Consider the following 24283-nt stretch of genomic DNA (forward strand, 5'->3'; position numbering starts at 1 on the left):
CGACACCCGGGTAGTTGCCTCAGATTCGCGTTGGTGGCTGGGTCAGCTGCGAGCGATGACCTGCGTGATGAGGTTGCGGCGGCGACCCTGGGAGAACAGCGGGTTGACCTCTGCCGGCTTCGGCAGGGGGGAGCGTGCCTTCAGTGCCACAGCGAGGCCGAGGAGCGCGGCGGTGATGTCGCGGTCGGGGCGGTCGGTGCGGCGCACTCCGAGACCCCCGACGACGGGAAGAACTTCCCCCGCGCCCCCGTCCGCGAAGCCGACCGAACGCACGCCGACCCGCCAGGCCTCGATCGGCACCAGCCCGAACGGTTCCGGTGTCGACGGAAAACAAGCCACGGCATCGATCTCCTCGGCAATGGCCGCCACCGAAGCGGCTTCCCCGCGGTATTCGATGCGGGGATCGCTGTGCACCAGCGCCTGCACGGCCCGCAAAGCTTCGTCCTGGCCGGGGTAGGGTGCGCCGAACAGCAGGAGCCGCCACCCCGCACCGGACAGGGCCGGCGATTGCAAGGCCGTGGCGACTTCCAGGTGCCCCTTGTTTCCATTGACCCGCCCGACGACGGCCAACGTCAGCGGGTCATGCACAAAACGATCAGGCACCGCCTCGACGGCAGCGAACACCGGAGACGTGACCGTCAGTCGATCCCGACCAACGCCATGGTCGCGCAACCAGGCGGCGGTGGCTTCACTGCACGCACACACCGGGAAGTCGCCGGATGCCAGCAAGGTTCGAACCAGCAGCCCGCCGACGCGACCGAGCAGTAGTTCGTGTACGGAGACGTAGAACCGGCGGCGTCGCAACCGCAGCAGGGGAATGTACGCGCTCAGGGCCAGGGTCCACAACACGACGACGTCAGCACGGGCCACGTCGTGGCGCAGGGTGAGCGGGTGCAGCAGATCGGTCAATTTGCTCCGGCGCAATACCACCAATGTCGGGTCGACGACCACCGACACTGCTCTCCCGAATTGGGCCAGGTCGGTGGCTAACGGGCCGGTGTGCGGAACCACGACCAGTACTTCGTGCCCCAGGCCGACCAGGCATTCCACTTCCTGACAGAGCACCTTGGAGGCACCGTAGGCATCGTTGCTGCCGTGCAGGATGGCAATCTTCATCTGTCTCGCCTCGTTGATCGCATCGTGATTGAATGCCGCTCGGTGTCGGTGTCGGTTTTGCACACTGTACAGCGTGAGCGGATGCCCCGTACGGGGTTCGCCTGCCCCCTAGGAATGAGGGTGAACCCCGTGTATTAATGGCTGCACGGTATTTATAGCGCACCAATTTTTTCCGAAGCACGATTCTTTCCCGATCCCGACCAGCCAAGCAACCTGGAGTTTTACCATGTCAGTGCGCCACCCCGCCCCGGACGCCACCGGCCCAACCGCGGGTCAGGGAGTTCCCAGTCGGCGGCGCTTCTGGGGGATCCTCGCATCCGCTGCCCTCGCCGTGGTCGTGGTCGTTCTCGTCGTCGCGGGGGTCGCGGCCTCCAACGGCACATCCCCGGACGCGGCAGGAACCAGCGAGACTTCCACGTCGAGCCCACGGTCAACCGGAGCAACGCCCGCCACGCCAGGCGCGGAACCCTCGGCTCCTCCGACGGCCACCACGCCCGCGCCGGTCGCTCCGCCGGCGCCGCCCGAATCCGCCGCGGGCGAGCTGGCCCCGCCTGCCGCACAGGCTCCAGTGCCGCTCACCGAACCCGCCGCGGCTGTGCCGGGCGTGGTCTTCGGTGTCGGTGCGGTGGAAGCGGTCAACGGGGTGGCCCGCGGACCGGGAGAGGTGGGCGGGCCCTCGCTGCGTTTCACCGTGACGGTGCGCAACGACACGGCCGATACCGTCAACCTGACCGCAACCGTCGTCAACCTGTTCTTCGGTGCCGACCAGAGCCCGGCGACTGAATTGACCGCTTCGGGCGGCGCGCCCTTCCCGGAGGCCGTCGCGCCGGGCGCAACCCAGCAAGGGATGTTCGTTTTCGCTGTTCCCACTGACCAGCGCGACCGGGTGCGCATCGCCGTGGATTACTCGGTCGGTGTGCCAATCGTGCTGTTCGAGGGTGCTGCACCGCGGTGACGCGGGCCAGCCGAAAACCGCCACGACGGTGTACCCCGGACAGGGGGCATCCATCAGTGAAAGATTCTCACTATACTCCGAAGAATGCGGTGGCTACCCGACGCCCTTCCGCCTCGTCCCGAGTAAGGAATCGCCGTGCGACTTCTCCCCGTGTTCCGCCTGCACATCACCCCGCCCACGGCGTCATTTCGAGAGCCGACCCGATCGCGGGCTGCTCGGTCGCTGCGTGCAGGCTGGCTCAGCCTGCTGACCATCCTGGCCGTCATCGCCGGGGTTCTGACGGTACCGTTCGCCGCGCAGGCTGACACGGCCCCAGTGGATGCCGGCACTCCCGTGACCTTCGCGGCCGACGCGCTCCCCACGGCCCAGATCAACGGCGTCGTCTGGTCTCAGGTCATCGTGGGTAACACCGTGTACGCCGGCGGCGAGTTCACCAGGGCGCGGCCGGCCGGCTCGGCCGCCGGAGTCAACGAGGTCGTGCGCAACAACCTGCTCGCCTACAACCTCAGCACCGGTGTGCTGGTCGCGAGCTTCAATCCTGACCTCAACGGCGCCGTTCGGTCGCTCGTGGCTTCCCCCGACGGCTCCCGGCTCTATGCCGGCGGGGCTTTCACCACCGTCGGCGGGGTGGCCCGGTACCGCCTCGCCGCCTTCGACACTGCTAGCGGGTCGCTCATTTCGTCCTGGGCGCCGACCGTCAACGCCTCGGTGAAATCGCTGGCCACTTTCGCTGACACCGTCTATGTGGGGGGCGTGTTCACCTCGGCGAGTGGGGCCTCCCGCAATCAAATGGCCGCGTTCGCCGCCTCCAACGGGGCCATTCGCGATTGGACCGGCACCCCGGCCGGCGGATCGGTCAACGCCTTGGCGGTTTCGCCCGACGGTGCGAAGGTCCTCATCGGTGGCTCCTTCACCTCCTACAATGGCGGTAACGCTCCCGGCTACGGAATGGCCGCGACAGATTCGATCACCGGTGCGTCGCTGCCCTGGGCCGTGAACACCGTGGTTCGCAACGGTGGCGTCAACGGGGGCATCACCAGCCTCAGCTCCTCGGCCGAGGGCGCCTTCGGCACCGGTTACGACTATGGCAGCGGGGCGAACTTCGAGGGCACCTTTCGGGCAAACTGGAGCGACGGTTCGATCATCTGGCTGGAAGACTGCCACGGAGATACCTATTCCGCCGTTCCGGTCGCGGGTGCCGTTTACACGACGGGTCACCCGCACTACTGCGGCAATCTCGGCAACCTCGGCGGCCCGGTCGAGACCAGCCCGCGTTCCTACCACCGCACCCTGACTTTTTCAATGGCGGCCACGAGCACGCTCACCCCCAACGCGGTTGGCAGCTACGTCAGCTTCACCGGCCAGCCGAGCCCGAGCCTGTTGACCTTCTACCCCGAGATCAATTCCGGAAAGTTCACCGGCCAGGGCCAGGGGCCGTGGAACGTCACCGCCAACAGTCAATACCTGCTCTATGGTGGCGAGTTCACCAACGTCAACAACAAGGGACAACAGGGCCTCGTGCGCTTCGCGAACAAGGCTATTGCCCCGAACAAGGAAGGTCCGCGCGTGGCGAACGCGGCCTTCGCCGCATCCGCTTTCGTACCCACCGCCGACTCGCTGTCGGCCGGCACCGCCCGCATCGGCTGGAAAGCCGCTTTCGACCGGGACAACGAACAGCTCACCTACGAGGTACTGCGTGATGGTGTCGCCGTGGGCACGGTGAAGGGCCTCTCGACCGATTGGTCTCGACCGGCCATGGGATTCACCGACAGTGGGCTGACGCCGGGCCAGACCTACGACTACCGCGTGCGGGTGCAGGATTCCTTCGGCAATGTGAAAACCGGCAATCCCGCGAGCGTGACCGTTTCTGGCTCCGGCGAGTACAACGCCTATGCCCAGACCGTGCAGAGCGACTCGCCCTCGTCGTACTGGCCGCTCGGCGAACCAACCGGCACGACCGCCTATGACTGGGCTGCCGGCTCCAACGCGACAACAGGAACCGGAGTCACTCGAAACGTCGAGGGCGCGCTCGCCGCCGACTCGGGAACGGCCTCGCGATTCAGTGGCACTTCCGCCGGAACCGCCGCCTCATCAGCGTTCGAAACCCCGCGGGGCGCCTTTGCCGTGGAAGCCTGGGTGAAGACCACCACGACCCGTGGCGGAAAGATCATCGGACTCGGGAGTGCGGCGAGCGGAGCATCCACCGCCTACGACCGCCAGGTCTACATGGACAACGCCGGCCGCCTCTGGTTCGGGGTGAAGCCCGGAGTGCTCCGCACCGTCAACACGACCGCGTCCTACAACGACGGCCAGTGGCATCACGTTGTGGCATCGGTCGGGGCCGCCGGCATGTCCCTGTACGTCGATGGCGCTCTCGTGGCACAACGTGCCGACACGACTTCGGCAGCCCCGATCCAGGGCTACTGGCGCATCGGGGGCGACAATCTCAGCGGGTGGACCAGCCGGCCGGCCAGTGACTACATCGCCGCCGACATCGACGAGGTCGCCGTCTACAACACAGCCCTCAGCGCCGGCGCCATCGCCAGGCACAATTCGGTCGGCCGATCCGGCCCCCCCGCCAACGTGGCACCGACGGCTTCGTTCAGCAGCGCCATCGCCAATCGTGACCTGAGCGTCGACGCCACCGGATCCACCGATTCCGACGGCACCATCACGAGTTACGCCTGGAATTTCGGCGATGACAGCACCGCGACCGGCGTCACCGCAACACACTCCTACGCGACCGCCGGCAGTTACCCGGTCACCCTCACGGTCACCGACAACTCCGGCGCCAGCACGGTCACGACCCGTACGGTGCAGTCTTCAGACCCGGCAGCCAACGTAGCGCCGACCGCCGCGTTCAGCTACCAGGCATCACCGTTGACAGTGACGACGGATGCCTCCGCCTCCGTTGACAGCGACGGGACCGTCACCGGGTACAGCTGGGACTTCGGCGATGGGAGCACCGGTACCGGCGCAAGCGCGACTCACTCCTACGCGGCCGCTGGCAGCTACGACGTGACTCTCACGGTCACCGACAACTCGACCGCGACCGGGCAGATCGTGCAGACGGTCGTGGTGCCGAACGTGGATCCGAACACCCCACTCGCTACTGACGCGTTCACCCGCACCGTGGCGACCGGGCTGGGCGCCGCCGATACCGGGGGAACCTGGACCACCACCGGTACCGCAGCGAACTACTCGGTGAGCGGCGGTGTCGGCCGACTCAAGGCCTCGGCCGGCGCCACCGTCAACGCCTATCTCTCCGGCGTCTCCCTGCTCGACACCGACCTGCTCGTCACCACGACCCTTCAGCAGGATGCGACCGGATCCGGTGCATACACCTCGCTGATCGGTCGCCGGGTCGGCACCGACGACTACCGGGTACGCATAAAGAATCTATCGACCGGGGTGGTGCAGCTGCAGCTCATGCGCGGCGCCACGAGCCTGAAAGCGCAGAACATCGCCGGCCTGACCTACACAACCGGCAGCGCGATGCAACTCCGCCTGCAGGTAACCGGGTCGGCACCGACCACCATTCGCGCCAAGATCTGGGCCCTCGGGTCTGTGGAACCGGCGGCGTGGCAGACCACGGCGACGGACTCCACCGCCGCCCTGCAGACGGCCGGTGCCGTCGGCCTGGCCTTCTATCTGGGGTCGACGGCCACGGTGACGCCCGTCACCGCCACCTTTGACGACCTCATCGTGAAGCGAGCCGGTTGATCCTGGCCGCCTCCACGAGCCCATCCCTTCGTTCCCGCAGCAGCTGCAATTTTCGCACCACAAGAGAGGGGCTGGTCATGTTCAACCGAGCCACGAGTGACCCGCGCGTCGTGATTGCCGTGCTGACCTTTCGCCGACCGGCCGACCTCGAGGAGCTCCTGCCGGAGCTGCTCGACCAGGCAGACATGGTGCACGCGCCGGTTGAGATTGTCGTCGTCGACAACGATCCCGAGGCCGGCGCGCGTGCTCTGGTGACCGAAACCAGCTGGTTGGAGGCGCGGCCATCGGCATCGCAGCGACAGACACCCGTTCGCTACGTGCACGAACCGACCCCGGGAATCGCTTCGGCGCGAAATCGCGCGCTGCAGGAAGGACAGGGCGCCGACCTGCTCATCTTCATCGACGATGACGAACGGCCCAGCAGCCACTGGCTGGTGCAACTGCTCGACACCTATTCGACCTACCGACCCGCAGCCGTCGTCGGTCCGGTGCTCTCGCAGTACGACATTGAACCCGATCAGTGGATTCGGGCCGGCGGCTTCTTCGAGCGTCGCCGGTTCACCACCGGCACACCCGTGTCTCTCGCGGCCACGAACAATCTGCTGCTCGATCTCGCTCAGGTTCGCCGTCTGGGGCTCAGCTTTGATGAACGCTTCGGGCTCTCCGGCGGCTCGGACTCGCTGTTCACGCGGCAGCTGCACCAGCGCGGCGGGCAGATGATCTGGTGCGATGAAGCCATCGTCATCGACATCGTGCCGGCGGACCGCCTCACCAGGGAATGGGTGTTGCAACGTGCATTTCGCATGGGCAACACCTGGAGTCGGATCAACCTCGACGAGACCGAAAACGGACAACGCGTTCTGGTGCGGATGAAGCTGCAGGCGCGTGGGGCCGCCCGGGTCTGCGGCGGAATTATGCGCTACCTCGCCGGATCGCTCGTGGGGCAAGTGCCGTTGCGTGCCCGAGGACTGCGCACCGCCGCCCGCGGAGCGGGGATGCTGGCCGGTTCGGTTGGGTCGGTGTACCACGAGTACAAGCGTGGCTAGCCGCCGAATTGCCACCGACCGGGCACGGCTCTACCGCACCCTGCGCAGCGCCCACCTCGAACGAGCGCACGAGCTGCCACCGGCAGCCATTTTGTTCCGCGTCAAAAGGTATGACTTTCACGAAGAACTCACCAAGGGGCTCGTGGTGGTGCAGGCTCACCCCCTGCACGCTGCCTGGTTGCTGGCCCGTTCCCCGGTCACGACCCTCGAGATCGGCGAACCGCTCATGCTGTCCAGTGTGTGGGCCAGTGCGCTGGCGATCGGTGCCCTGCGCCTGCGAACGCTGCTCGGTGGTCGCCGATCGACCATCGTGAGCTACGCACTGGAGAACGCCGACCCGTTTGACCGCCCGCTCAGCGCTCGCCCACGACTACGCCGCGGTCTCAACGGTCTCGCGGCTCGGTTTGTCTGGCAGCAGACCGACCGTATCGCCTTCGGAACGGATGCCGCCCGGGTCACCTACCGCAAAGCGCTGCCCGAACCCGCTCGGAATCTGGTCTCAGCCGTCATCCCGGCCCTGCCAGCCTCGTGCACGTGCACCGGCTCGGACGCTTTCGATGCTCACCGGGTGGTTTTTCTCGGAGCGTTCGTGCCGCGCAAGGGGCTGCCGAACATTCTGGCGGCGTGGCCGCTCGTGACCGCGGTGCTGCCCCAGGCCCGCCTCACACTCATCGGCAAGGGGGCGCTGGAGAACCAGGTGCGGCAGGCCGCCGCCCTCGACCCGACCATTGAACTGGTTCTTGACCCGCCACGCAGCGAAATTCACCGGCAGTTGCGCCGGGCCCGGGTACTGGCCCTGCCCAGCCAGCCGGCCCCCACCTGGCGCGAACAGGTCGGCTTGCCGATCGTTGAGGGCCTCGCGCACGGCTGCACCATCGTGACCACGACCGAAACCGGGCTCGCAACCTGGCTCGATGAACACGGTCACAACGTGGTCGCGCCCGGCTGTACCGAACAGCAGCTAGCGGATGCCGTGGCGCACGCCCTGCTGGCGCCACGCCCGCCCGCCAGCGATCTCCCGCCCGTCGACGGGCGGCTCGCCGCCGACGCCTGGCTGTTCGCGGGCGCCTGAGCTCGATGCAGCTCAACGGCCGCCGGGCTGGCTCTGCGGTCAGCGCGCTCGCACGGCCTGCACGGCCCGGCCATACGCTTCAACATGGTCGGAGGCGCTGACACTCCAGCGGCGGTGCGTGAGGTCGGGGGCGCTGCGCGGCCGCCGAACCCGATCGAGTGCGTCAGCCAAAACCTTGGCCGACAGCGGCCCGTCGTAGGTGAGTACCCAGTCGGGACCGACCTCGCCGGCCAACGCTGCGGTCACCGCGTTCGTCGGTACCAGCACCGGACGGTCGAGCGAGAGGGCCAGCAGGGCGGCACCCGAATTGTGCATCTCGGCGTAGGGCAGCACGACCAGTTCGGCGGCGCCGATGGCGTCGGAGAGCTCGGCATCGCTCGCGTGGCGCAGCAGTAATTCGATGCGGCGGTCACCGGCCGCCGCTCGCAGCAGTCGTTGGGCCCGTTCGTTTGATTGGGGAGCACCCACGATCCGCAGCGACGATTCGACTTCGCCGGGGAACTGGCGGAAGGTCTCGACGAGGCCGTCGACCCCCTTATAGGCACGGATAAGGCCGAAGTACAGCAGGCGGCCTGAAATCGGCGCCGCGGACGTTCGGTTCGAGTACCAGTCCCGGTAATCGCCGTGCGGGATGGTGCGCTCCAGCGCGCCCTCCGGCACCGGGGTGAACGGGTTGAGCCGAATCCACAACGTCGTGCGGTGGTCGAATGCGTGCAGCAACCGTCGGTCACGCCGCGGCGCGGCTTCGTGGCTGCGCACGTTGTGCAGGGTGCGCACCACCGCGGTACGGCGCAGCCGCAGCCGCGCCAGGAGCAGGCGGAACAGCATCCGTTTGGCGAGTGCCCGCCCCGGTGTGCGCCCCTGCAACAGGATCTCGGGCCAGTGCACGTGAAAGACGTCGTACCGGCCGGTGAGCGCCCGGCGCCAGGTGAAGCCGAACACCTCGACGCTCGGGGCGAGGGCCCGGCTCAACTGCAGCAGGTAGGGATTCGTCGTGGCACGACCCTCCGGAAACGACTGGAGGACCCGCACTACGACGACCGCGTAGGTTCCGACGTGCGGGAACTGCGTCGACCGGTCTCATCGAAGGTGGTGCGCGGCACCCGGGTTGCCGTGACGCGGTTGGTGGTTCCCGGTGGGCGCGGCGCGGTGCCGGTCACCGGAGCGAGAGGACCGTAGTACACCTCGGCTCGCCGTTCGCGCACCTGGTTTAGCACGATGCCCAGGATGCGGGCGTTGACCGCTTCGAGCGACTCCAGGGTGGTGGCGAGCTGCTGGCGGGTGGTCGACTTGTAACGGGCGACGACGATGGCACCGTCGGTGAGGTGCGACAGGCCGAGGGCGTCGGTGGCCGGCAGCAGCGGCGGGGAATCGACCACGATGAAGTCGTAATCTTGCAGCAGGCGGTGCATAAGAGTCTTCATCGCGTCCGAACCGAGCAGTTGTCCGGGGTTGGGCGGCACGGCACCGGACGGCAGCACGTCGAGCCCGTCTGACCAGCGCACGATGGCATCGTCGGGACCGACGTCGCCGAGCAGCACCGTGGTGAGGCCCACGTCACCTTCGAGGTCGCACAGTTCGGCGATCGATGGGCGTCGCAGGTCGGCGTCGATCAGGAGTACTCGGGAGGACCGTTCCGCCATGGCTAGGGCCAGGTTGATCGCGGTCGTCGATTTGCCGTCGCGCGTGACCGCCGACGTGACCACGGCGCTGCGCGGTGGGCTGTCAACGTCGATGAATTCCAGGTTGGCCCGCACTCGGCGGTACGACTCGGCCATAGCGCTGTGCGGCATGACCCGCATGACCAGGCCGGCCGGATCGGTGCGTTTCTTGCGACCGACCTTGCCGAGCAGGGGATCAGAGGACACACGATCGAGATCCTTCTCGGAACTCACCCGGGTGTCGAACATCTCGCGGGCCAGGGCGTACAGCACACCGAGCACGAGCCCCACCAGCAACCCGGTGAGCACGATGAGCTGCGTGTTCGGTGCAAAGGGGCTGCCGGGAAGTTGGGCTGGCGATACGGTCTTGACGGTGATCGATGGCAGGTTGTCCGGCCCCTTGGGCGCCAGGTTTTCCACCGCTGTCGCGAGCGAATCGGAGACGGCGTCGGCGAGTTCCACGGCCTGCACCGCCGATCGGCTGGTGACGGTGATCTCGATGAACACCGTATTGAGAGGAGTGACTGCGGACACTCGGGAAGCGAGGGCCGGAGTGGAGATGTCCAGTCCGAGCCGGCTAATCACCGGGCCCAGCACCGTCGGCGTCGTGGCGAGTTGGGCATAGGACTCAACCAGGTTCTGCGTGAACGTCGATGTTTGCAGCAGCTCACTGGTGGTTTCCCCGCGGTCGCTCGTGACGAAAACGCTGTTGGTGGCCTGGTATTGGGCCGGGAGGGTGGCCGCGTAGCCCCAGGCCACAGCGCCGCCGAGGAGGCCCACGATGATGATGAGCAGCCACCGTCTCGTGATGGTCCTCAAATAGTCGATTGGTTCCACAGCATTCTCCGTCCGGTTGCGCCCACACTACAATCAAGCTGATCAAAACTCACCTCCGAACTCCTGAGGTAGCATCCCCAGTAGGGGGCACACGGCAGGACCGGGCTTGAGCCGAGCGGATGCGCGAATCAGGATCGGGCGACTCTGACACGACCCAGCGAGCTCATGTCCCGAAACCATTTGGCGAGGGCGAGTGCGAGATAGACCGTGTTGGCGACGAAGAGCAGGCTGTACAGGCCGAGAAAGGCCAGCGGGGCGCCGAGCAGCACGAAGGCCAGGCAGAGCACCCCATAATCGGTGGGCAGGCCGAGCAGGGACCGCACTACGGTGCGCGGAGCGGTGGAGAGCGGGGCGGCCTCAGCATGTTTGGCCTTGAGCAGATCGTTGAGAATCATCGCGAAGAACGACACAGCGGCTACGGCCGTGAACCCGATCGGCACGAGCAACCAGGCCGAATTCGTGAGCGGAAAGTGCGTGAACATGGTGATGAGCACCGCCAGGTGCAGGGTCGAGATCTTGATGGAGTCCACGACGTGGTCGAGCCATTCGCCCGACGGCGAGCCGCCACCGCGCAAACGAGCGACCTGGCCGTCGGCCGAGTCGAAGGCGTACCCGGTGGCCAGGAGCAGCCAGACGACGATTCCAAGCCACCAGCTTGGCTCACCGATCGCGAGCAGGCCGATGGCGCAGAACGTGAAGCCGGCGCTGATCGCGGTGACGTTGTTGGGGGTGAGGCCCAGCCGATAGGCGCCGGCCGCGAGATAACGGCCAACCCGGCGGTTGACGTAGACGGAGTACGGCGGCGCCCCACGCGCCGCCGTCTTCTGCGCCAACGACAAACGGCGCACGGTGTCAGAGTATGTTTCGGTCGACCGGATTGCCTGGGCTGAGGTGCTGGTCATAGTGTGATCCCCCTGGACGGTGAAGTGGATGGTTGCCGGTTGATGCTGTCGGGAAGGCTCCAGGTCGACTCTCCCGCTCGCCCGCTGCTTTGGCGATGGGTGCTGTAACCGACGGCCACGCGCCGGGCAAGATGTTCGTAACTGGCCGTGACGTCGTCCCAGTTGTAGAGCTCAGCGGCACGTCGTTGCAGGGCCGCGGCAACCTCGGCGACGCGGTCGGGGCTGAGCTCGGCGTCTTCGAGCAGGGCTCCCAGGGACTCGGCCCGCGAGAAGTAGGCACCGTCGGTACCGAGGACCTCACGATTGAAGACGACGTCCCAGGCGATGACCTTGGTACCGGCGCCCATGGCCCGCAAGAGTGATGGATTCGTTCCGCCGACCGAATGACCGTGCAGGTAGGTGCTGGCGTGCGTGTAGAGCTGATCGAGCTGGTCCTGGTCCCAGACGCTGCCGACCATGCGAATGCGGGAATCAGATGCCGCCAGGTCGCTGATGCGGGTGATGTGTTCGGCCGCGTACGGCGCAGAGCCGACGACGACAAGCGGCAAACGGGCCCCGCTCGCGCGGTATCCCTCCACGATGACATCGACGTGGTTTTCCGGTTCGAATCGGGCGACGACCAGATGGTAGCCGCCGGGTCGGAGTCCGAGTTCGGAGAGCCGATCGGTCGGAGTGTCGTGCAGAATTCGGGTGCCGTAGGAGATCAGCTCGGTCGGAATGGCAAATTCGTCCCGGTAATAGTCGACGATGCCCTGCGCGTCGGCGATGAGGGCATCCGCTTCACGCACGGACACTTCTTCGGCCCAGCGGTAGTAGCGGCGACCGGCGCCGCCCCATTTGTCGCGCTTCCATTCGAGTCCGTCGACGTGCACGACGCTGGGAATTCCGCGCAGCCGCAGCCACGGCACAAAAGGGGCATTGGCGGCGTTGAACACGAAAGCGACATCGGCCGGTCGGTGCAGGGTTGCGTGCAGCACCGAGAGCCCGGTGTGGCTCAGGGTCTCCAGTATCTTGTGGCGCAGTGCCGGCAGCTCGACGAGCTTCATGCCGAGATATTCCTTCGGCACCGGCTGAATCGTGCGGCGACAGTAGACGGTCACGTCGTGGCCCCGGTCGACGAGGCGGCGCCCGATCTCCTCGACGGCGGTTTCGAAGCCGCCGTAGGCTGCGGGCACTCCGCGGGTACCGATCATTGCGATGCTCAGACGCCGGCGGCTGGTGGGCGCACTGTGTTCGGTCCCCGCGGTCATGTCAATATGCCCCAACTGGTTGAATGACGGTCTTGAAGGTGCGCCAGATGATCATCAGGTCGCCGGCGAGCGACCAGTTCTCGACGTAGTACAGGTCGAGGCGTACGCTGTCTTCCCAGCTGAGATTCGACCGTCCGTTGACCTGCCACATTCCGGTCAGCCCGGGCTTGATGTACAGGCGGCGGTGCACGTGCGTTTCGTAAACCTGGACCTCTTCTGGCAGGGGCGGGCGCGGTCCCACCAGGCTCATTTCGCCGACAAAAATGTTCCACAGCTGGGGCAGCTCGTCGAGCGAGTACTTGCGCAGCACGCGGCCGATCTTGGTGATCCGAGGGTCGTTGCGAATCTTGAACAGCACCCCGGAGGCTTCGTTCTGGTCGAGCAGCCCGGCCAGGTCGTCTTCCGCGGTCTGCACCATGGAGCGGAATTTGATTATGCGAAAGGTTTGTCCGTTGCGGCCGCAGCGTTCTTGTCGAAAGAGTACGGGGCCGGGGCTGTCCAGCTTGATGAGAACGGCGATCACCGCGAGCACGGGCAGCAGGAGCAGCAGGGCGCAGGCCGTAGTGACGATGTCGAGGGTGCGCTTGAGAGCATGGCGCCCTCCTTCGAACCGGGGAATTTCAACGTGGATCAGCGGCAGGCCGTCAACCGGGCGAAAGTGGATGCGGGGACCGGCGACATCCGTCAGCCGGCTGGAGAGAACCAGTTCTGCTGACGTTCCTTCGAGGTCCCAGCCGAGGTTGCGGATGTAGGAGCTGCCGCCGCTGGGCTGTCCGGCCACGATGACCGTGTCAACACCCATAGCCGCCGCCGCAGCGGCGACGTGTTCGAAATCGGACACGATCGGCACCCTTCGATCGCCCGCCGAGATCTCGTCACCGATGCCGTCTTCCAAGGCTGCGCCGACGATGTAATAGGCAGCGCCGGACTTGTTGTCGATTTGGCTGACGACATATTCCACATCGTCGCGGTTTCCGACGACGATTACCCGAGAGAGGTAGTGGCCGAATCGGCGCTGGTGCAGCAGCCACTTGCGCCACAGCCACCGTTCCAGAACCAGCGCGACGATGCCGAGGGGGAGCGCCAGAACGAAGTACAACCGGGCGATGTCGATGTTGAAGATCAGAAAAATGATGGCGAGTATGCCGAAGGTCACAGCGCTCGCGTTGATGACCTGCTTGTATTCACTCGCTCCGACGCCAATGACGCGGGAATCCCTGGTGTGAAAAAGTTCGAGGGTTATGAGCCAGGTCGCCACGATGAGCAAGGAAACGAGCCAGTAGTTGGCGCTGAACGATCCCGGCACGGCTGGAATGTCGGCAACGCCGAACCGAAAGACCAGCGCCACGCCGACAGCGAGAACGATGACGGCGACATCGGTCAGTCGCAGCTTTGTGCGGTACCGTCGGGCCCAGATCAGGCCGGAGGAGGGGGTGTCGACGGCCATGTCGGGGCGCGCCGACACGGCCTCGTCGACGAGCCGCAGTTTCGGGGTACGCCCAAACGGCGTGGACCGGGCAAAGGATGCGGGCGAATCTGATTCACTCATGCGTCGTTCCTCCTGCGGTCGAGCGGGAAAGCGGTGCCAGGTGCGGCCGGTGCAGTGAGGTGGAACGCGAGCTTGCCGGGGCGGTCGGGCAAATTGGATTCAATGTCACTTCTTCATTCCCTGCAGTCGGGTTTACAGGAACAGGCGGTCATAGTGACAAAGTGACGATGCTGGCACTTGTCGTTTGATGGAGCGTGGCGGGGGAACATGATTCTTTCTCAGCAACTTACTGGCAGAGACTACCCCGATTCAAGTCGGCGGCGCTGTAACCTCAATAGGGGTCAAAATCCCTTGTATTGGGGAGGTTGTAACAGCGTGCGCTGCGCCGGCGCGGCTGGGCCGCAGATCAACCCCGGTTTTACGGGCAGGAATTTGGCAATCGGTGCCGCAGGGCTGGGCGGATGGGGTAACCAAAACGCCCGATGGTGGGGGTCCTAGGCTGGTCTGAGCGCATCGATTGCCGGGAAGAGTTCACATGACCGTAAGAATTCCGAAATTCGCCGTTATTGACGGCCATAACGACCTCGCCTGGGCGTGCCGCGAGCATCGCAACTACTCGGTTGCCGGGCTGGACGACGAACACGAGTCGAGGCGCGGCCAGCTGCAAACCGATGTCCCGAAATTGCGTCGCGGAGGCGTGCAGGGCCAGTTCTGGTCGGTGTGGGTGCACACTGACCTCGAGGGCACCGACTCGGTGCAGGCCACGCTCGAGCAGATCGACTTCGTTCACCGGTTGATAGCGGCCTACCCCGACGATTTCGAGCGTGCCATGACCGCCGACGACGTGGAACGCGCCCAGCAAGGCGCAAAGATTGCGTCGCTCCTGGGAGTCGAGGGCGGCAACCAGATGAACAACTCGCTCGCGGTGCTCCGCGAGTATGCGCGGCTCGGTGTGCGCTACATGACCCTGACCTGGAACTCGACGACGGAATGGGCTGACGCGGCCGTCGACGACGCGACCCACAACGGCCTCAACGAGCGGGGCCGCGCCGTCATCGCAGAGATGAACCGCATCGGCATGATGGTCGACCTCTCGCATGTCTCCGCTGCCACGATGCAGGACGCCCTCGACGCCACAACGCTTCCTCTGCTGTTCAGTCATTCCTCGTGCTTCGCCCTCAATCCGCACCCGCGCAACGTGCCGGATGCGATTCTTCGGCAGCTCGCCGCCAACGACGGTGTGCAGATGATCGCCTTCGTTCCGGCGTTCATCTCGGCCGACTATCGGCGCTGGGAAGACAACGGTTCGGTCGGTGACAAGCCGGTCGTGACTGTTGCGCAGGTTGCCGACCATGTGGAACACGCCCGAAACGTGGCCGGCATCGATCACATCGGTCTCGGCGGTGACTTCGACGGCTGCCCCGACATGCCGATCGGCCTCGCCGACGCGTCGGACTACCCGAACCTGTTCGCTGAGCTTCAGGGCCGAGGCTGGAGCGACACCGACCTCGCCAAGCTTGGCTCCCGGAACCTGCTCCGGGTACTCCGCGCCAACGACCCGGCTTACCGCGCCTTCGTCGCTTAAGCCGCGAGGGGAATCCCGGCGGGCGTTGTTATCGGGTGAACACGCTCCTCGATGCGATAAAAACTCTCGGGGACGCATTCTCGGTAGGCTGGGCGTGAGCACATGGGGGAGCGCATGGTGACGAGTGAGTCGTTGGGGGCGGGCACGTCGGTGCCGCGTATTCTGTTGACCGCTGACGAGTTGCACCTCGTGCAGGATCATGTGCCGTCCCTGCGGTTGCCGCTGCGGTTTCGTCAGGACTGGACCGGTGATTTGGGCCTGGCTGAGGCTGCGGATCGGGCGCAGGCGGCGCTTTCCGGACTGGTCGCTAAGGGCCTTGTTGCAGCGGATGTCCCGCGCGCACCGATCCCGGCGAATCTGAGCGACTGGCTTCTTGAGTCGTTCATGGTTTTTTTGTCGCTGCACATGGTTCCGGCTTGGGTGGTCGAGGTGTCAGCGTGGACCCGAGAGTCGACGCTGCTGCTCGTCGCTTCGGCGCGCGGCGGGTTCGGGTCTACGCTCGCGCGGGCGCAGAGGGTTGAGATCAATGACGGGCGCGGATCGACCGGTGACCTGGCTGGCGTCGAGTTCGCGGTCGTGCCGTTTTCGCGCCTGGCCGACAAACTGTCCCTGGCCATCCCGTCCGGTGGAGAAGCCGGCGGCAACGGGCCGCTCGTGACGATGTCGCTCACGGACAGCCGAGGCGGCATCGAGGTTCTCCGCGCCCACGACCCGCTGCTGCTGGAGGAACTGTCTCGCCGAATCGGCGGCCCCGATGCTGTGCGGGCGCTTTCGGGCCTCGTCGGTGATCTTGACGCGGGGTTCGAGCTGCGGCTCTCGCGGCAGGACGGCCTTCCCGTTCGGATGCTGAATTATGTGCGTGGCGCCGCCGGTTGGCGCAGTGTGGACGTGCGGCTCCCGGCCGGAGACGATGGATTGCCGACGGCAGAGCAGGTGGTCGATTCTGCAACCATCACGATTGCCGCTGTGACGCACGCCGCTATTCGGGCGGAAGTCGCCTCCCTCTGTGCCGAAATCACCCTCGAGGAGATGGCTCATGAGTGACTTCACGGTGACGGGTGGCACCAATACCTCCCCCCTCGTCGCGACCTTCGAGGATATGCGCACATTCTCAACCGAACTCGGTCTGGTGCAGGAGTACCTCGCGACGGAGAGCCTCCACACCGCGGCCTGTGCGGTCGGCGGTGACCTGCTTGAATCGGCGATCCTCTCACCCGCCACTTTTGCCGATGCCGAGACGAAGATTCTGCAGGCCGCAGCCGGGTATCTCGTGCAGAGTGCCCGGGTTGCGGTGCTGCACCTGTTCATCGACGGCGCCGTCGTCACCTATGAGACGGTGGATTCCGCGCTGGCCACGGCCGCAGATGGCCTGTACTTCGTGGGCGGGTTCGCGGTTGGCGTTGTCGTTGTTGCCGGGGCGACCGTCGTGGCCGGTGGGGCAACGCTCTACGCGGCCGGCGTCGAAGTGAGCTATCAGCTCGCCGAGGTGGCTGATTCGGCGGGGACCGCCGTGAATGCGATCGGCGATCAGGTGCAGCAGAACCCGTGGCTGCTGGCCACCGTGCTGGTGACGGGCGGTGCGGGCGCGCTCCTCGCACCCGGAGCGAGCGCATTTGCCTCAGCCTATTCACCAGCGGATGCTGCCACCGCTGCCAACCAGCAGCTCGCGGACGAGTTCGCAGCCCTGCTCGCCAGCGCCCCCGATTTGCCATCGATCCAGGCTTGGGCGGCCGAGCACACCGATTTCGTGCAGACGATCATTAAATTCGCTCCCGGGCTGCTCGCCGGAGCGACCTTCGCCGTCGGCCCGCTGGGCATCGTCGGAACGACCTCCCTGACCGGCGCACCCTGGCCACCGCTGGACTATGACCAGCTTTTGGAAGGCATCATTGTCGGCGGCGGCCGCTTCGGCGCCCTCGACGACGCTACCGGCCAGCCGACCGTGGCTTTCGTTACTTTCACCGATTCCAAGGGGGACCCGATACCACAGCTTGTACCGACCGACCTCGATACCTTGTTCCGCGGAGCCAACGAGATCGACACGAACGGGGACGCCCCCGCTGGCTCTCCCGAAGGTACTCCGGATGACTTCTCCGACATTCGCCTGGTGGAGCGAGTCGGAGTCGACGGAGTGAAGCACTGGATTGTCCAGATCCCCAGCACCCAGAACTGGGCTCTGGCACCCGGCACCGCCACGAACGACCTGCCGAGCGACCTGGCGTCGATGGCGCAACATCAGACCGTGCTCATGGCGGCCGTCAAGGAAGCCATGGAGCAGGCGGGTGTGAAACCCCACGATCCGGTCATGCTCGCCGGTTTCAGCCTCGGCGGAATCACCGCGGGCCTGATGAGCTCCGACCCCTGGATGAACCAGCACTACAACATCACCAATGTCGTCACCGCCGGTGCGTCGATCGGCAACTTCGACATTCCCTCCGACGTCAACGTGCTCTCCTTCGAACACACGGGGGACCTGGTCCCGGCAGGGGACGGGTCAGACAACCCCGCAACGACCAACCAGGCCACCGTGCACGCGGATCCCCCGGGGATGGGCGACAACACGGAACCCCACAACGCGGTGAAGTACGCGGTGACGGCGGGAGAGTTCCAGGGTTCGGGCGATCCGAATGCCGACGCGTTCACCGCTTCCGCGCGGGGCTTTTTCACTGGTGGCGAAGCAACCGTTCATGACTATGCAGCAACTCGATAAGGATCCAACTATGAGTATCCGAAAGCGTTGGACCTGCGCCACGATGGCGGTCCTGGTTATGGTGGGCGTGCTGAGCGGCTGTTCGATCCTGAAACCCGGCATGTCCACCGTCGCGCCGACCCCGACCGACGCGGCCGCCGGGATCAGCAGCGATGCCGCCGTCGTGCTCTTGAACGCTGTTCCCGGGCTGAGTGACGCCACTGTTCGAAGCTCAATCTCCGGCTTGTCAACAGCAACGATCATCGAGGTTTACGTCGATGACGAGGCCGCGATGACTGCCGAAGGGGTCCTTGACTATGTGCTGCGCGTTGGCTGGGCGACGTCCTTCGACCGCCAGCCTGCAGAACTGACGTTGACCGTGCGCAGCAACGGCCAAACCCTCGACCTGCAAACGCAGGCGAATCTGCTCGCCGGGTTCGCGTACCCGCCCACTGCCGGGGTATACAGCGTCTATTTCAATGGTCCGGAATACTTGGGTGCCTGGCCGGGTGCGGTTCCCACCCTGTCGGCAGGTTAAGTCCGGGCAGGGCGCCGGCATCTGACGGGGCGGGAGTTGAAACCCGGCGACTGGTTTAGCGGCAAGCGCCCAGGGAACGCTGCACGTCGAGCCACTCCCGGGCACCGTCAACTGGCTGGTTTGGAACAGCCCGCACGATGTCCTCGGCGCGGGAAACGGTCTCGGGTGCGACGTCAACGCCGAACACCTGGAAAACGGAGACCTTGACGTTGTTGACTTGATCGGGGACGGAGGCGAGCACGGTCATGAAGCCGGTGACCGCGTTTTCCGCGACATCGTGAACGACCTTGACGGCGTTGCCGACGATCGAGCGTGCTTCATTCAGGCGCTCACCCGCCCACACCTGGGCTTGCTGGATGAGCGCCTTGACCTCGTCGACGGATCTAGCGTGGTTCGTCAGGGCATCCGCTGCCGTGTCGAGTGCGGCAGCAGATCGACCGAGCGCATCGGCCGCGACGCCGATTTCAGTGCGGAACGCGGTCGCAGCGACCGAGTTCCAGTTCATCGACTCGGCACGCGCCTTGATAGCCAGTGCGCGGGCCCGCATTTCATCACCTTGGGTGCGCAGGCGCGTCGAGTCAAGCCTGACGACAGACATGTCTCCATACATAGTTACCTCCAAACAGTGGCAGCCGCCGCTAAACGTCGAGTGCCAGGCAGCGAGGGGTTAGCGGGAGAGTCGAGCGGCGAGCTGTGCGTCGACCTCGGACAGTGTGGTCGCCGTGGTGCGCAGATAATTGGACAGCCCGTCGAGGCCGTTGATGGTGGCGCGGGCGCCGCTGGTGAACTGCTCGTAGGAAGAGTTGAAGGCGCCTGAGGACTTGTCGGTGACGAAACCAGAGCTCACGAGAGAAGCGATCAGGCTCTGCAACTCAGCAAGCTTGGAGTTGATGTCGTCGCGACCGACAACAAGGCGGTCGGCCGACGAATTAAGTTCCAGGTACGAGACGTTGATGTTGGCCATGTGACACTCCCCCATAAGAGCTGCATTGCGCAGGCAACCCAACGCTACCAGCCGGAAGTCCTGCTCGGCCAATGAATACCAGGTGTATGACCCACCGTTGCGAACAGCCGGAATAGCGCCCGCGACACGACACATGTGCCGCACCGTCAGGCGTCAAGCAGCGCACGTTGATTTCACTTGTGTCCAGAGTGTGGCCACCGCGAGAGAGCAGGCCGGCGCGGAGCCCGAAAATGGGCATAAAAAAGGCCACTCCCCGAGTTCCTCACGAGTGAGTTTCTAGGGAGTGGCGGTGGTGGCCCCGACCGGCGTCGATCCGGTGACCTTTCGATTTTCAGTCGAACGCTCTACCAACTGAGCTACAGGGCCCCAAAGCTGCGTCAAAAACGCCTCTTCTAAGGAAAAAAGCCCTTCCTTTCGAAAGGGCTATTGCCTTTGCGACCCTGACCGGACTTGAACCGGCGACCTCCGCCGTGACAGGGCGGCGCGCTAACCAACTGCGCTACAGGGCCTCGATGTAAAGATATGAATCTGTGTGCGAGGCACTTGATAAGACTATTCTATTTCTTTGCTACTTTTTCATGCACGTGCAGTTTGCGTAGCCCCAACGGGATTCGAACCCGTGTTAACGCCGTGAAAGGGCGCCGTCCTAGGCCGCTAAACGATGGGGCCGTGAGCCACAAAGTTCATGGCTGCCGAAGAGTAAGCATACGGTCTTGTGCGGCTGAGGCCAAATCGGCGCGCGCGGCATCCGCTCAAACGGTGAACATTTTGCCGACCCAGTTCGCACCGCGCCCGCAAATGGGCGGGCCAGCGGCTATTTCGCGGGTTAGATTCGCCGGTAAGACTGGGCGAATCGTGCCCGCCTTGTTACTCTGAAGAGTCTGCCTCGGCGCACGTGGCGACTGCTATAAGCCTGTTGGGAAACAATGATTCGTATGAGAACTGTGACCGGCCGCGGAACTGACGAGGCCGCCCGCCGTTTGCGTGTGACCAATCGGTGGCCCCGGCACACCCTGGCGCTGACCAGCATCCTGGCGGCGCTAACCTTGCTGGTCACCCTCGTGAGCCCCGCAGCCCCGGCCAGCGCCGTCGACTACCCGTCCTGGCAGGACCTGCAAAACGCCAAGGCGAACACCGCCTCAGCCGCCGCGCAGGTGACCGCAATCGAGAGCCTCATCGCCGGCCTGCAGGTGCAGGTGCAGCAGACCCAGGCCGCCGCGGAGAAAAGCGCGAGCGAACTCGAGGTCGCGCAGCAAGAGTTCGATGACGCCACCCGCCGCGCCGAAGACATCCAGACCCAGGCCGATACCAGCAAGGCCACAGCGGATGCCGCCACCAAGCAGGCCGGGCAGCTCGCCGCCCAGCTCTACCGCACCGGCGGCACCGACCTGAGCGTGAACCTGTTCCTCGAGGGGGAGGGTGACGGCGCCGACGCCGACCTGCTGCTCGCGAAACTGGGCAACATGAGCAAGCTGGTCGAGCGCAGCTCCGACGTCTACGAATCGGCGCAGTCCGCCACCAACAACGCCCAGTCGCTCGGGGACCAGGCCAAGATCGCTCAGACCGAGCGCGAAACCCTGCGGGTCGCCGCCGAGGCTGCGCTCGCCGCCGCCCAGGCCGCCGCCGAGGCAGCGGCGAACGCCCTCGCCGAGTCCGAAGCCAAGGGCATCGAGCTGGAGCAGCAGCTGCAGTTCATGCGCGACGCCCAAGCGACGACGTCGGCCGGGTATGAAGCCGGCGTTGCGGAACGTGCCCGGCTCGAAGCGATCCGCGTCGCCGCTGAGGCTGCGGCGGCTCGGGCAGCTGCCGCGGCGGCCGCTGCGAGCGGCGGCGGTGGCTCCGGCGGGTCGGTGAGCATGTCCGGCTGGGGCGTTCCAGCCAGCGGACGCATCACCGGCGGCTACGGCCCTCGCTCGACAATTTGCGGTAGCGGCGGCCAGTGCAGCGGAAGCTTCCACTACGCCACCGACCTCGGCACCGGTTGTGGCGCACCCATCTATGCCGCCCACGCCGGCGTCGTGACTTGGGCGGGAGTGCTCGGTACCTACGGCAACTTTGTGAAGATCAGCCACGGCGACAACGTGTCAACGGGGTACGCGCACATCCGAAACGGCGGCTACAACGTGCGCGTCGGCCAATCGGTCTCCGCCGGCCAGCTGATCGCCAGTTCCGGCGATACTGGGGCCGCCAACGGCTGCCACCTGCACTTCGAAGTCTGGATTGGCGGAAACCGCATCAATCCCGTTCCATTCATGGCCGATCGGGGAGCATCACTTGGCTAAGCGCACCACAACCGTACCGAGCACCACCAACATACCGAGCACCACCAACATACCGAGCACCACCAACGTACCGAGCACCACCAACACCGCGCGCGCACGAGTGCGCACGACGTCAAAACGGTTGCTTTCCGCCGTGGCAATCGGGGCGGTGTCGGCGGTGACAGCATCCGTTGCCGCCGCCGGCGGGGCTGCCTTCGCCGCGCCCGACTACCCGAGCTGGAACGACGTCGAGAAGGCCAAGCAAAACGAGTCGACCAAGCAGGCCGAAATTGCGACCCTCGGCGCGCTGCTCGACGGGCTGGCAGCCCAAGCAGCGAAGGCCGTTACGACCGCCCAGATTGCGGCCGAGGCCTACCGCGTGACACAGGACGCCCTGGATGCCGCCACCGCGCGAGAAACCAGCCTCAAGGACCAGGCTGAAACGGCTGAGGCCACCGCCGCGACGTCGAAAATGCGCGCGGGCCTGATCGCCGCTCACCTCGCCAAGTCCGGTGCCAGCGGCCTGTCACTCAATTTGTTCTTGAACGGCAACAGCGCTGATGACCTGCTCAGCCAGCTCGGCACGGCCAGCAAGCTCAGCGAGCAGTCGGAGCAGATCTACACCGAGGCCGTGGAGGACAAGAACGCGGCCGAGTCCCTGGGCGCGCAGGCCGTATCGGCCACCGAGGAACGCGAACGCCTCTCCGAAGAGTCCAAGACCACCTTCGACGCCGCGACGGCGAGCTCGACGGCAGCCGAGGCCGCGTACGAGACCCAGCAACGCAAGTCGAGCGAGCTGTTCGAGCAGCTCGCCCTGCTCAAAGACACCACGGCCGAGGCCGAACGCAGCTTTCACGCGGGCGAAGACGCTGCTGCTGCCGCTTCCGCGTTCGCGCAGGCGCAGGCATCCGCTGCAGCGGTAGCGGCTGCTGCGGCAGCGCAGGCCGTGCGGGATGCCGCCGCCGGGTCCGGTTCCGGTTCGGGTTCGGGATCGGGTTCCGGGTCGGTCACCCCCGCCGCGCCCGTCACGCCCGCTGCGCCCGTCACGCCCGCTGCGCAGCCAGCGCCCTCCGCTCCGGTTGCCGCTCCCAACGCGAGCATCGTCGACACGGCACTCGCGTTCGCCCGCAACCAGCTCGGCGACCGCTACGTCTTCGGCGGCTCCGGCCCCGACGCGTGGGACTGCTCCGGTCTGACCAAAGCCGCGTACGCGGCGGGCGGCGTCTACATCGGTACCCACTCGGCCACAAACCAGTACAACACCATGGCCAAGCAGGGCAAGCTCGTCTCCTTCGCCCAGGTGCAGGTCGGCGACCTGGTGTTCTGGGGCAGCCCGGGTAACTATTACCACGTGGCGATCTACGTGGGCAACGGCCAGGTCCTCGAAGCCCCGAACCCGTCTTCCCGCGTGCGAGTGCACAGCATCTGGTCGTCCTGGGCCGTCGCGCCCTACGTCGGCCGTCCGGCCGCCTGACGCCCGCCGCTCATACCCTGACGTCGCTACTTGGTGGCTAATTCAGGAGATCGTTCCAGGATTAGGTGCGGCCCCGCAGACCAGTGCGATCAACATCGAACATCCCGGCAGATTTCCTGAATTAGCCCCCGCAAGGGGCCCGCAGGCAGAACGAAGGCCCCCTGGTCGACCAGGGGGCCTTCGTCGATGTGAGGGTTAGTGACCCTCTTCGGCGAGCTTGGCAATGCCGTCGACGACGATCTGGTTGGCTTCAGCGGCGTCGCCCCAGCCCTCCGTCTTGACCCACTTGTTCGGTTCGAGGTCCTTGTAGTGCTCGAAGAAGTGCTCGATTTCCTTGCGGGTGTACTCCGGAATGTCGAGGACATCCTGGATGTGGTCCCAGCGCGGGTCGCCGGCCGGAACAGCGATGACCTTGGCGTCGGAGCCGCCGTCATCGGTCATGTTGAACACTCCGACGGGACGCACGGAGACTCCGACGCCCGGAAAGAGCGGATAGTCGAGCAGTACGAGAACGTCGACGGGGTCGCCGTCGAGGCCGAGCGTGTTCTCGAAGTAGCCGTAGTCGGTGGGGTACATGAAGCTCGTGTAGAGCACTCGGTCGAGATACACCCGACCGGTTTCGTGGTCTACCTCATACTTGTTGCGGCTCCCGCGAGGGATTTCGATGACTGCGTCGTATTCGGCCATGGCTGTGTTTCTCCCTTGATCTAAGTCTGCGGAT

At 65.6% G+C, this 24283-nt stretch carries 19 protein-coding genes and 3 tRNA genes; 10 read left to right on the forward strand and 12 right to left on the reverse strand.

Going from position 1 to position 24283, the window contains the following annotated elements; genetic code table 11:
- Positions 1-42: 42 nt before the first annotated feature.
- Complete coding sequence (locus BMW72_RS02370; RefSeq protein WP_092106915.1) at positions 43-1116, reverse strand: glycosyltransferase; 1074 nt, start codon at positions 1114-1116, stop codon at positions 43-45.
- Between the two features lie 226 nt (positions 1117-1342).
- Here BMW72_RS02370 and BMW72_RS02375 point away from each other — a divergent pair, with 226 nt between their 5' ends.
- The 4 genes from BMW72_RS02375 to BMW72_RS02390 all read left to right on the forward strand — a co-directional run bounded on the left by BMW72_RS02375 (position 1343) and on the right by BMW72_RS02390 (position 7912).
- Entirely contained in the window at positions 1343-2071 is a 729-nt protein-coding gene (locus BMW72_RS02375) for a hypothetical protein (protein WP_092106917.1), read from the forward strand.
- A 135-nt stretch (positions 2072-2206) separates the two neighbouring features.
- Entirely contained in the window at positions 2207-5794 is a 3588-nt protein-coding gene (locus tag BMW72_RS02380; RefSeq protein ID WP_134450373.1) for a PKD domain-containing protein, read from the forward strand.
- Positions 5795-5871: 77 nt separating this feature from the next.
- Positions 5872-6840, forward strand: a complete 969-nt coding sequence (locus tag BMW72_RS02385; protein ID WP_092106921.1) for a glycosyltransferase family 2 protein — start codon at positions 5872-5874, stop codon at positions 6838-6840.
- Positions 6833-7912, forward strand: a complete 1080-nt coding sequence (locus BMW72_RS02390; RefSeq protein WP_241983916.1) for a glycosyltransferase family 4 protein — start codon at positions 6833-6835, stop codon at positions 7910-7912. Before BMW72_RS02385 ends, BMW72_RS02390 begins: the two co-directional genes overlap by 8 nt.
- A 39-nt stretch (positions 7913-7951) precedes the next feature.
- Here BMW72_RS02390 and BMW72_RS02395 read toward each other — a convergent pair whose 3' ends face one another.
- The 5 genes from BMW72_RS02395 to BMW72_RS02415 form a co-directional block, all read right to left on the reverse strand.
- Positions 7952-8944: a glycosyltransferase family protein gene (locus BMW72_RS02395; protein ID WP_092106925.1), complete on the reverse strand. Its 993-nt coding sequence runs from the start codon at positions 8942-8944 to the stop codon at positions 7952-7954.
- A complete protein-coding gene (locus BMW72_RS02400; RefSeq protein WP_092106927.1) occupies positions 8944-10410 on the reverse strand; it encodes a tyrosine-protein kinase domain-containing protein in 1467 nt (488 codons plus the stop codon). The genes BMW72_RS02395 and BMW72_RS02400 overlap by 1 nt, the downstream gene beginning before the upstream one ends.
- Before the next feature lie 128 nt (positions 10411-10538).
- On the reverse strand, positions 10539-11312 hold the full coding sequence (locus BMW72_RS02405) for a CDP-alcohol phosphatidyltransferase family protein (protein ID WP_092106929.1): 774 nt from the start codon (positions 11310-11312) through the stop codon (positions 10539-10541).
- A complete protein-coding gene (locus BMW72_RS02410; protein WP_198410953.1) occupies positions 11309-12562 on the reverse strand; it encodes a DUF1972 domain-containing protein in 1254 nt (417 codons plus the stop codon). The genes BMW72_RS02405 and BMW72_RS02410 overlap by 4 nt, the downstream gene beginning before the upstream one ends.
- A gap of 1 nt (position 12563) precedes the next feature.
- Entirely contained in the window at positions 12564-14111 is a 1548-nt protein-coding gene (locus BMW72_RS02415) for a sugar transferase (protein WP_241983917.1), read from the reverse strand.
- Between the two features lie 475 nt (positions 14112-14586).
- On the opposite strand from BMW72_RS02415, the gene BMW72_RS02420 reads away from it, so the two are divergent.
- The 4 genes from BMW72_RS02420 to BMW72_RS02435 all read left to right on the forward strand — a co-directional run bounded on the left by BMW72_RS02420 (position 14587) and on the right by BMW72_RS02435 (position 18863).
- Entirely contained in the window at positions 14587-15636 is a 1050-nt protein-coding gene (locus BMW72_RS02420; protein WP_092106931.1) for a dipeptidase, read from the forward strand.
- A 102-nt stretch (positions 15637-15738) separates the two neighbouring features.
- The gene (locus tag BMW72_RS02425; protein ID WP_134450374.1) at positions 15739-16680 is read left to right on the forward strand and encodes a hypothetical protein; all 942 of its coding nucleotides are present in this window, start codon (positions 15739-15741) and stop codon (positions 16678-16680) included.
- Positions 16673-18346, forward strand: a complete 1674-nt coding sequence (locus BMW72_RS02430) for a hypothetical protein (protein ID WP_092106935.1) — start codon at positions 16673-16675, stop codon at positions 18344-18346. The genes BMW72_RS02425 and BMW72_RS02430 overlap by 8 nt, the downstream gene beginning before the upstream one ends.
- Before the next feature lie 10 nt (positions 18347-18356).
- Positions 18357-18863, forward strand: a complete 507-nt coding sequence (locus tag BMW72_RS02435; protein WP_134450375.1) for a hypothetical protein — start codon at positions 18357-18359, stop codon at positions 18861-18863.
- A gap of 55 nt (positions 18864-18918) precedes the next feature.
- Here BMW72_RS02435 and BMW72_RS02440 read toward each other — a convergent pair whose 3' ends face one another.
- The 5 genes from BMW72_RS02440 to BMW72_RS02460 form a co-directional block, all read right to left on the reverse strand.
- A complete protein-coding gene (locus tag BMW72_RS02440; RefSeq protein ID WP_134360597.1) occupies positions 18919-19410 on the reverse strand; it encodes a hypothetical protein in 492 nt (163 codons plus the stop codon).
- A gap of 120 nt (positions 19411-19530) precedes the next feature.
- The gene (locus BMW72_RS02445; RefSeq protein WP_092106941.1) at positions 19531-19827 is read right to left on the reverse strand and encodes a WXG100 family type VII secretion target; all 297 of its coding nucleotides are present in this window, start codon (positions 19825-19827) and stop codon (positions 19531-19533) included.
- Between the two features lie 290 nt (positions 19828-20117).
- Positions 20118-20193, reverse strand: a tRNA-Phe gene (locus BMW72_RS02450).
- 69 nt (positions 20194-20262) lie between these two features.
- Positions 20263-20336: transfer RNA gene (locus BMW72_RS02455), tRNA-Asp, on the reverse strand.
- 87 nt (positions 20337-20423) lie between these two features.
- Positions 20424-20496: transfer RNA gene (locus tag BMW72_RS02460), tRNA-Glu, on the reverse strand.
- A gap of 266 nt (positions 20497-20762) precedes the next feature.
- On the opposite strand from BMW72_RS02460, the gene BMW72_RS02465 reads away from it, so the two are divergent.
- Together BMW72_RS02465 and BMW72_RS02470 are read left to right on the forward strand one after the other, a co-directional pair.
- The gene (locus tag BMW72_RS02465; protein WP_092106943.1) at positions 20763-22109 is read left to right on the forward strand and encodes a M23 family metallopeptidase; all 1347 of its coding nucleotides are present in this window, start codon (positions 20763-20765) and stop codon (positions 22107-22109) included.
- Positions 22102-23562 (forward strand): C40 family peptidase, encoded by a 1461-nt coding sequence (locus BMW72_RS02470; protein ID WP_241983918.1) that lies wholly within the window; start codon positions 22102-22104, stop codon positions 23560-23562. Before BMW72_RS02465 ends, BMW72_RS02470 begins: the two co-directional genes overlap by 8 nt.
- Before the next feature lie 195 nt (positions 23563-23757).
- Here the strand turns inward: BMW72_RS02470 and ppa are convergent, their stop codons facing one another.
- On the reverse strand, positions 23758-24249 hold the full coding sequence (ppa, locus tag BMW72_RS02475) for an inorganic diphosphatase (RefSeq protein WP_092106945.1): 492 nt from the start codon (positions 24247-24249) through the stop codon (positions 23758-23760).
- Positions 24250-24283: the final 34 nt, after the last annotated feature.

It is taken from the genome of Cryobacterium luteum (genome assembly GCF_900110125.1).
GTDB lineage: Bacteria > Actinomycetota > Actinomycetes > Actinomycetales > Microbacteriaceae > Cryobacterium > Cryobacterium luteum.

What these genes read in the sequence shown, in the direction of transcription:
- BMW72_RS02370 (WP_092106915.1), bottom strand. Translation starts at nt 1,116, where the DNA reads ATGAAGATTGCCATCCTGCACGGCAGCAACGATGCCTACGGTGCCTCC.
- BMW72_RS02375 (WP_092106917.1), top strand. Translation starts at nt 1,343, where the DNA reads ATGTCAGTGCGCCACCCCGCCCCGGACGCCACCGGCCCAACCGCGGGT.
- BMW72_RS02385 (WP_092106921.1), top strand. Translation starts at nt 5,872, where the DNA reads ATGTTCAACCGAGCCACGAGTGACCCGCGCGTCGTGATTGCCGTGCTG.
- BMW72_RS02405 (WP_092106929.1), bottom strand. Translation starts at nt 11,312, where the DNA reads ATGACCAGCACCTCAGCCCAGGCAATCCGGTCGACCGAAACATACTCT.
- BMW72_RS02410 (WP_198410953.1), bottom strand. Translation starts at nt 12,562, where the DNA reads ATGACCGCGGGGACCGAACACAGTGCGCCCACCAGCCGCCGGCGTCTG.
- BMW72_RS02415 (WP_241983917.1), bottom strand. Translation starts at nt 14,111, where the DNA reads ATGAGTGAATCAGATTCGCCCGCATCCTTTGCCCGGTCCACGCCGTTT.
- BMW72_RS02420 (WP_092106931.1), top strand. Translation starts at nt 14,587, where the DNA reads ATGACCGTAAGAATTCCGAAATTCGCCGTTATTGACGGCCATAACGAC.
- BMW72_RS02425 (WP_134450374.1), top strand. Translation starts at nt 15,739, where the DNA reads ATGGGGGAGCGCATGGTGACGAGTGAGTCGTTGGGGGCGGGCACGTCG.
- BMW72_RS02430 (WP_092106935.1), top strand. Translation starts at nt 16,673, where the DNA reads ATGAGTGACTTCACGGTGACGGGTGGCACCAATACCTCCCCCCTCGTC.
- BMW72_RS02435 (WP_134450375.1), top strand. Translation starts at nt 18,357, where the DNA reads ATGAGTATCCGAAAGCGTTGGACCTGCGCCACGATGGCGGTCCTGGTT.
- BMW72_RS02440 (WP_134360597.1), bottom strand. Translation starts at nt 19,410, where the DNA reads ATGCGGGCCCGCGCACTGGCTATCAAGGCGCGTGCCGAGTCGATGAAC.
- BMW72_RS02445 (WP_092106941.1), bottom strand. Translation starts at nt 19,827, where the DNA reads ATGGCCAACATCAACGTCTCGTACCTGGAACTTAATTCGTCGGCCGAC.
- BMW72_RS02465 (WP_092106943.1), top strand. Translation starts at nt 20,763, where the DNA reads ATGAGAACTGTGACCGGCCGCGGAACTGACGAGGCCGCCCGCCGTTTG.
- ppa (WP_092106945.1), bottom strand. Translation starts at nt 24,249, where the DNA reads ATGGCCGAATACGACGCAGTCATCGAAATCCCTCGCGGGAGCCGCAAC.